An 8,124-nucleotide genomic window follows, 5' to 3' on the forward strand; every position below is an offset into this window, starting at 1 on the left:
CGCCGTGACGACCACGGAGACTGGCACGCCGCCGCCCAGCGCAACCTCTTCAACCGCATGCTCGGCCAGCTCTACCACTGCCTCCAGCACCACACGCTGTTCGACGAACACACGGCCTTTCCGACCGCTCTCGCCGCAGCTGCTTGACCCTTTGAGCGCCTGAGGTGTCTCCGTGGCCCGAAAGGCGAAGGCCGCAGAAGACCCAGGTTCTGCGGCCCGTGCAAGTTCCGCTGAGATCATCTCGTCGGCGTGAAGGACTGTCGCGCGATCGAGGAGATGATGCTCTGTGCGGTCAGCTCTGGGAGATCAGCTCACCCTTGTAGTTGTAAGTGCTGGTCTGGGTGCCCGCCCGCCCGCCATCTTTGGAAAGCTTGGTCGAGTACGTGTAGCCCCTGTCTCCGGAGTCGAACAACTGGTCCTGGCTCGAATACTTCGGCGCTCCAAGGAAGTTGTGACCGTCATACTTGGGGTCGAGGTTCACTTCCACCTGGCTTTCGATAGCCCCGAAGGGGGACATCAAAGTGGCCTTTTTCACGGAGAGCCACACGTCGTGGGTGAGCTGCATCCGGCTGTGGTCGGGTGCGTCGATGCTCGTGAGCCACGATTTTGTGCCTACGGAATCAGAAGCAGTATTGAATGTGGTGGTCCGTCCGTCGGGAGCCGTCACCCGCAGCTGCTTGTACGCGTTCCCGGGCTCTTTGGAGAAGGCCGCTGTGGTGGTGGCGCCCGATGCGCTCACGGCTCGAGTCTCCAGGTCGGTCGGCGCCTCCACCGTGACAGCCTCACCTGCCGGGCTGACGACCTTGGTCAGCCGGTTGTCCTTCCAGACGTAGTCGGACTGGTGGCCTGCGTCGTCCTTCTGGGCCAGGGGGTTGCCCTCGGCGCCGAAGTAGAAGGTCAGGGTCTCGTTCTGCATAGTGTAGGCGTAGTCACGGGCCGGTATTCCGTCGCGCGTCGGCAGCTTTCCGACGACCTTAGCGAAGCTCAGCTTGGAGTCGGTGTTCCTCTTCAGCCCGGACGGCGAGGCGAGGTCGATGTCGTATGACTTCCCATCGCTGAGGACGAGGCGATTACCCTGAGGGTCGACCGAAGGTAGGTCCAGCTTCCATCCCGGCTGCAGACCCGACTGAGTCGCGCCGTTGATCGCCATGCCGGTGTCGTAGACCAGCGGGACAGAGGCATCAAAGCCGAAGTGGTCCTGCATCTGGACAAACGGCACCGTTGCATGGAACCGACCGGTCTGCGTGCTGATCTCACCGCGGACGTCGCCGACCACGAGCTTGTTGATGTCTGTTGCGGCAGCTGACTCAGCGCCCTGCTTGGCCTGTGCCTGCGGTTCCGCGGCCGTGACGACAGTGTTCGGCTTGCCGTCGGCCGCCATGGCCGACCCGCCCACTGCCGTCAGCGGAACCGCCACTGCAACTACCGCGATCGCAGACAGGAGCCCGCGCTTCGAGATCGCCTTCATAGCAAGACCCTTCGCCTTTAAGGCCCGGGGGCCCATCACATGCGTTTGAACAACTGATTGCACCTCCACTAGACCAGGACAATCAGGCGATACGATTCCCCTAACGCTCTGATCCATCGACTCTGCGTGGCCGCCGGTTGGGGGACAATGAGCGTCCACCGGATAGCCCCCGGCTCTGTGGCCAGCTCCCCAACTTCTCCACCACTACTTTCCGTGGCGGAGAAGGGCTGCGGCACCAATTGGCGCATGAGCTCTGCTAGTTCGGATAAGACCAGCTCGGCTCGCTCGGCCTGGTCCTCAACGCCGTCGTCCTCTGGACGACCCGCTACATCGACACCGCCGTCGCGGCGCTGCGTGCCGAGGGGCACGAGATCCGGGACGAGGACGTCGCGCGGCTGTTGTCGCTGAAGCACAAGAACCTCAACGTGCTGGGCCGCTACAGCTTCACCGCCTCCGTCCAGGCTGGCGGCACCCTGCGCCCGCTGCGCGACCCGGATGCGCCCGGGCTGGACGATGAGGAAGACGCAGGCGGAGCGGAGGACTGATGAGCCAGTCATCCCCCGGTGCTCGCCGGTGTGGCAGGGCGCCTTGCCAGTACCTCCCCTGGGTTACGGGGCGCCATCTGGGTTGGCGGAGGTGCTGCGGCGGGCACGTCGCCCTCCGGGCGGCGGTGTTGTTCAGCCGCGCGCCCGAGGGATCAGGGGCGGTAGATCATTTCGAGGAGGCAGGCGGCGATGAGCATCCACGCGCCGATGCCGATGAGCCACCACCAGTCAGCGAGGGCCCCGGCCGTGACTAGGACGGCGGATCCGATCATCAGGCTGATGACCCTGGACCGCATTCCCCATTCCCGAAGGGGTTTCATCATCCCGTGCTCCTGTCTGTGGTCCGGATCCTGGTGAGCGGCGGGGTCAGCCGCCGACGTGGATGCCGGGGCGGCGGTCGGGGTCGGATTCGTGTTTGCGGATGATCTCGCGGGTGACAGGGGCGGTGTCGCCGCGGCCGAGGAGGAAGTAGCGGAACATGTGGACCAGGGGGCTGCCCTCGGCCCAGGCGAAGTAGCAGTGGGGCTTGACGCCGGTGGCGTTGCGCAGACCGAGGAGGATCGCGGCGATGGCGTTCGGCGCGGCGGGGGCGTCGGCGCGCAGGATGCGGTAGCCGTCGACTTCGACGCCGCGGACGGTGAGGGCGTCGCTGAAGTCGGAGGGGTCGATGACGTCGATCTCCAGGAAGAGGACGTCGGCGCGGCCGGGGACGGGGTTGATGTGGCGCTGTTCGTCTTCCTTGCCAGCGTATTCGGCGGCGTCGCCGGCCTGGCGGCGGTTGGCGATGATGTTGATGGACGCGTCGTAGGCGAGGGTGTCGGCGATGAACCGGCGTGCGGTCTCGTCGAAGACGATGCGGTCGGCGCGCAGTTCGGTAGTGCGTGAGATCCGGGAGACCAGCGAGACGGCGATGATGCCGGCGATGAACACGCCAGAGATCGCGATGCCGTCGGGCTTGTCGATGATGTTGGCCACCAGGGCGTAGAACAGGATCGCGGTGAGCACCGCGAACCCGGCACCGACCAGGCGCCGGCGGCGGATGACAGAGACGGTGACGGCGAAGGCGCCGGAGACCATCATGGCCAGGATGCCGGTGGCGTAGGCGCCGGCCTGCTTGCCGACGTCGGCGTCGAAGGCGATGGTGATGCCGACGGAGATGGCGGTGTAGACGATGACGACGGGGCGGACCGCGCGTCCCCATTCGGGGGCCATGCCGTAGCCGGGCAGGTAGCGGGGCACGATGTTGACCAGTCCGGCCATCGCGGAGGCACCGGCGAACCACAGGATCAGGATGGTGCTGATGTCGTAGACGGTGCCGAAGGCCTCGCCGACGTGCTCGTGGGCCAGCCAGGCCAGCGCCCGGCCGTTGGCGGCCCCGCCCGGCTCGAATTCCTCCTCGGGGATCAGGACGGTGGTGACGAAGCTCGCGGCCAACAGGTACACGCTCATGATCACAGCGGCGGCGGTCAGCAGCTTGCGGGTGTTGCGGATCCGGGATTCCAGCCGCTGCTCGGGGTCGGCGCCGCTCGCGGCGACCAACGGCATCATGCTCACGCCGGTCTCGAAACCCGACAGGCCAAGCACCAGCAGCGGGAACGCCAGCAGCGCCGGCCCCGCCAGGTCACCGAAGCCGCGCATCTCGCTGAGGGCGTCGGTCCAGGCGGAGAACGCCTGCGGGGTGCTGATCACGTGGGCCAGGCCGACGCCGATGATGACGGCATTGAGCGCCAGGAAGACGGCCACCAGCGGGATGGCGACCTTCACGGCCTCGCTGAACCCGAGGAGGAACACCCCGCCGAGGATCAGCAGCAGTCCCACGGTGAGGGCTACTTCATGACCGTGGAGAACCTCGGGGAAGAAGGGATTCTCCACCACGTGCACGGAGGCATCCGCCGTGGAGAGGGTGATGGTGATGATCCACGAGGTGGCCACAAAGCCGAGGAGGACGAGCACGAACAGCTTGCCCCACCAAAACGGCAGGAGATCCTCAAGCATCGCCACCGACCCGGCGCCGTGCGGGCTCTCCTTCGCCACCCGCCGGTACATCGGCAGCATGCCCAGCAAGGTCAGCGCGACGATCAGCAAAGTCGCCAGCGGAGAGACCGCCCCGGCCGCGAGAGCGGCGATCGCCGGGACGTAGGCCAGGCTGGAGAAGTAGTCCACCCCCGTCAGGCACATCACCTTCCACCACGAGTGCGGCTCTGCTTGGGCCTCTCCGGCCGCCGGCCCCACCGGCTGCACCTGGTGCCGCAGCAACCACCGTGCGAACCCGCCGGTGGGCTGAGCCCGCAGAGCCGGACTGTCCACGATCTCCGGTACAGCCGGGCCTTGCGCGTCTTTCGGCATCTCCGTCGCTTTCTCTCACGGCCCAAGGGCCACCCTCTGGCAGCACCAGCGGCACCACAGCACGATCATTGAGTATGCGTTCCGCCCGAAGCTGCCACCCCCATGGAGGCGATTCTCATCGCAAAAGCCCTCTCGAAACCCGCACGTTCTGCGAGGCCCTTCTGAGAGAGTTCCTGGACGGATCTCACGCCCGATCGGGCCGCATTGGCGGTAGAGCGTCACGAATGCCCGAACTGTGGTGCGCCTGCCGGCTCCGCCTGCCGCACCCGGGGCGGGAAGACCGCTGCGAAGTGCCACACCCCCCGCTTCGTCCTCGTCCCCGCGCTCCGCGAGGAACTCGAAGTCCTCGTCCCCGCCGACCGCCATCCCGGTCGCGCGTGGAAGCAGGGCCCGGCGCTCGCCGTCGTGCCCGCGCCCCGCACCGAGCGCCCGGTCCGCATCGGGTACGCGAGGACGTCGACCGCCCGGCAGGAGCTCCCGAGCCAGCTCGAAGCCCTCCACCGGGCGGAGTGCCATAAGGTCTTCAGGGAGGAGATCAGCACCCGGGTGAAGATCCGGCCCGAACTGGAGAAGGCCCTCGCGCTGGCCCACCAGTTCAAGGAGGCCGCACCCGAGACGCCCATCATCCTCACCGTCCACGAGCTCAAGCGCCTCGCCAGGGACGCGGCCGAGCTGATGACGCTGTCCGCCGAGCTCCAGGCCGGCGGCATCCAGCTCGAACTCCTCACCGGCCCGCTCACCGGCATCTACGACCCCAACGGCATGGGGCGCCATGTTCTTCGCCGTCCTCGCCGTCGCCGGACAGATCGAGCGCAACTACATCCGGGAGAAGACCCTCGAAGGCCAGGTCATCGCCGCGTCCAAGGGCAACCACGGAGGACGCCCGAAGGTCATCGACGACGACATGCTCACCTTCGCCGTCGCGCTCAAGGACAAGGGCGTCCCCGTCCCCGAGATCGCCAAGAAGCTGACCATCAAGGTCGGCAAGAACGCGGGCAAGCCCCCGTCAATGGCCTCGCTGTACCGGGCGCTCGCGGAAGCGGAGGCCGCCGCGGCGGACGCCGGTCTGCCGCGGCGGCCCAGGCCGTACGCAACACTCCGGAACAGGAACAGTGAGAAGGCGAGGCCCCGGGATCCAGCCCGGGGCCTCGCACGACTCAACCGTCGGACGCAGTGGTCTCACGCCCAGTCCATTCCCAGCTCTGCCAGTGCGGCGAGCTGGCCGGCGTCCAGCCGCTCCCTTCTCGATTTGGTGTTCGAGACCCATACGCCCAGCTTGACGGTCACTGGCTCCGTCTCGCGGTCGACGGTGATCTGTTCGCTGTGGCCGCGTGGCACGGGCCGGCGGGCCGGCGCGTCGTAGACCACTCCCGAGCGGACTCTCACCCCGAGGGGTGACATGAACCGCTCTCTCAGCTCCGCAACCGACTGCTGTCACCTCGCCCTGCACCCGCGGTGTGGCCATCATCGGCGGGACACCTGGCGCGGGATCCGCCACCTTCAACGCCCTGGGCGGGCAGCACTGGAACGGGGCGAGGTTTCGTCATGGCACGGGACGGTACCGCCCCGCCGCGTGACCGAGAGATCCGACCGACGCACTGGGGGGCAGCTTGTACGACCAAGGCCCCCGTTCAGCTCCGGAGGCAGTCGCCAATTGGCGACCGGGAGCAGGTGCAGGTCACTGCGCGGGGGGCCGCCCCACACCCCGGCCACCCTGCGGAGGGGGTGGGGGGCACTGATCTTGGGTGCGGGTGTGTGGGTGGGGGAGATGGGGGTGGGTCGCGGTGCGGCTTCCTCGTCGGACGGCATCCAGGAGGGCACCACACCGCCCGCCGGCCATCCAGGGCCTACGGGCGCCGCTTCGCGGTCGGGCAAGCCTGATCCTGGACGTCCGACGAACGGCGCGGTAGGGCTTCGCCTGCCGCCCAACGAGGGAACCACCCCGCTCAACCCGGATCCGTGCCGCAGGCCACACGGCGGCCGAGGAGCCGGTTACGGTGGCGCCCATGGGGATTAGCACGAAGAAACAGCCGGGATACGCACTACTCGTCGCGGCCGAGGCGCCCGTGCGGCACTCCTTCGCCGCCACCGCCCTGTTGCCTCAGATGGCCGCCGTCCCACCGGCACGGCTGGTCGGCACTATGTACGCGAGCGCCGTACAGCTGGCCAACCCCGACGACCCCCACACCGTGCTCACGCACCTCCGCACCGCGGCCGCCGTCGAGGGCCCGCTACTCGTCTACGTCGCCGGGCAACTGGTAGTCGACCACCGGCAGCACCTTCTCCACCTGGCCCTGGCCCGCACGACCGCCCGCACCATCCGGTACACCGCCCTCCCGTGGCACTGGATCGCCGCCGAGCTGCACCGCCGACCGCTGGGCACCACCACGGTGCTGGCCGACCTGGCGGCCGACACGGACGTCTGGCAGGACCTCGTCCACCAGCAAACCCTGGCCGGACCGTTCGCGCTGTACGGCACCGTCCAGCTGCAGGACCGCCGCCACCGCCTCAGCCCCGCGTACACACACGCGCTCGCGCACATCCTGCGTACAGCCCCGACGAGGCCGAGCCCCGAGCAGCTGCACCACCAGGCCGTCCGCGCGGCCGCCATCGACCCCGCCGCCACGCTGTTGCTCGGAGGGCAGCCGCCCGTCGACCACGCCCCACAGACGGACGTCGACGTGCCCGCGCCGAGGACAGAAACCGCACCCACCACCGCACCCACCACCGCGGCGGCCGCCGAAGGCGACCCGCACCGCGCGATCAGCGAGGCGAGCCGCGCCGGCCGCCATGGCGAGGCCGCTGCCATCGCCGCCTCGTACAAGCAGGCCGCGCTCCGCGAGCACGGCGCCCAGTCGGTCGAGGTGGCCCACTGGATCGAGGTCCGCGCGTTCCTTGCGCTGCAGGAAGGCGCCCCCGACCGCGCCTGTCAGCTGTGGCTCCAGGCCGCCGTGGTCCGGCTGACCGCCGATCAGCCCGAGCACCATCCCGAGGTGGCCGAGGCCGTCGATCGCGCCCATGGAGCCTGGCACCTCGTCAGTGATCCCGCGCGAGTCCGGCAGTTGGGCACCGAGTTGCTGAGTCTGCGGACCCGTGTCCCCGGAAAGAGTGGCGCTCGCGCCGACGTGCAGCGACGGCTTGCGCACCTCTCTCGGGCCCTCCGGCCCTGAAATTCGGGGGGTTTGGGCTCCTCCCGCCACACGGAAAGTCGACCAGTAGCCCTTTGGACCACTAGCTAGTACCAATGCCGTGTAGTCGGCATCGGTGTGGCGGACGGTCCGGGGACGGTGGCGGCCTGGCGCTTGCGCAGCCGCAGCCCGGCGATGCCGGTTGCGGCATGCCCCGGCCGGCGCGCTTGTGGTTCACGCGCTCGTCGTCGCCGCTCAGCGCGGCGGTGGTCCCCGGGCGGCCGCAGGTGCCGTCCTGCCCGGCGTGGACGGCCCTGATCCGCCCGGCGAGCGCGGCATCTGCCCTGTTCACGCGCGGGCGCGGGCCCGGCGGCCGGCCCGCCACCTGCAGAAGCTGGAGCGGGCGGCCTCCAGCACGGCACACCACCGCTTCACGCCCCAGGCGCGGTGGTGGTCCCCGATAAACTGGAAGCGGTTGGTCACCAGGTCATCTCCTGTGCGGACAACTTCGCCGCCTTGCGGAGAACGTCCCGTTCGGTGACGAGCTTGTGGATCCATACCTTTCTTCGTGGGTTGATTCGGGTCACTCGTAAGACCGGGACACCCAGGGGAGCCGGGTGTGGCTGGCATGTGGGCG

Annotated in this window: 6 protein-coding genes and 3 pseudogenes; 5 read left to right on the top strand and 4 right to left on the bottom strand. The window is 68.6% G+C overall.

What is annotated here, in order from left to right:
- Positions 1–147: pseudogene (locus tag AC07DW_RS32545) on the top strand (IS110 family transposase); the annotation flags it as partial.
- Positions 148–292: 145 nt separating this feature from the next.
- Here AC07DW_RS32545 and AC07DW_RS32550 read toward each other — a convergent pair.
- The gene (locus AC07DW_RS32550; RefSeq protein WP_478861250.1) at positions 293–1,468 is read right to left on the bottom strand and encodes a hypothetical protein; all 1,176 of its coding nucleotides are present in this window, start codon (positions 1,466–1,468) and stop codon (positions 293–295) included.
- A 269-nt stretch (positions 1,469–1,737) separates the two neighbouring features.
- On the opposite strand from AC07DW_RS32550, the pseudogene AC07DW_RS32555 reads away from it, so the two are divergent.
- Positions 1,738–2,013: pseudogene (locus tag AC07DW_RS32555) on the top strand (Tn3 family transposase); the annotation flags it as partial.
- A 152-nt stretch (positions 2,014–2,165) separates the two neighbouring features.
- On the opposite strand, the gene AC07DW_RS32560 reads toward AC07DW_RS32555, so the two are convergent.
- A complete protein-coding gene (locus AC07DW_RS32560; RefSeq protein ID WP_478861251.1) occupies positions 2,166–2,309 on the bottom strand; it encodes a hypothetical protein in 144 nt (47 codons plus the stop codon).
- Between the two features lie 70 nt (positions 2,310–2,379).
- A complete protein-coding gene (locus tag AC07DW_RS32565) occupies positions 2,380–4,359 on the bottom strand; it encodes an APC family permease (protein WP_478861252.1) in 1,980 nt (659 codons plus the stop codon).
- Positions 4,360–4,563: 204 nt separating this feature from the next.
- Between AC07DW_RS32565 and AC07DW_RS32570 the strand changes: the two are divergent.
- The 3 genes and pseudogenes from AC07DW_RS32570 to AC07DW_RS32580 all read left to right on the top strand — a co-directional run.
- A pseudogene (locus tag AC07DW_RS32570) lies at positions 4,564–5,073 on the top strand (recombinase family protein); the annotation flags it as partial.
- 58 nt (positions 5,074–5,131) lie between these two features.
- Complete coding sequence (locus AC07DW_RS32575) at positions 5,132–5,722, top strand: hypothetical protein (RefSeq protein ID WP_478861255.1); 591 nt, start codon at positions 5,132–5,134, stop codon at positions 5,720–5,722.
- 643 nt (positions 5,723–6,365) lie between these two features.
- The gene (locus AC07DW_RS32580) at positions 6,366–7,529 is read left to right on the top strand and encodes a hypothetical protein (protein WP_478861253.1); all 1,164 of its coding nucleotides are present in this window, start codon (positions 6,366–6,368) and stop codon (positions 7,527–7,529) included.
- A 306-nt stretch (positions 7,530–7,835) separates the two neighbouring features.
- On the opposite strand, the gene AC07DW_RS32585 is transcribed toward AC07DW_RS32580, so the two are convergent.
- Positions 7,836–7,970, bottom strand: a complete 135-nt coding sequence (locus AC07DW_RS32585) for a hypothetical protein (protein ID WP_478861254.1) — start codon at positions 7,968–7,970, stop codon at positions 7,836–7,838.
- Between the last annotated feature and the right edge of the window lie 154 nt (positions 7,971–8,124).

Source organism: Streptomyces sp. NPDC045701 (genome assembly GCF_056432045.1).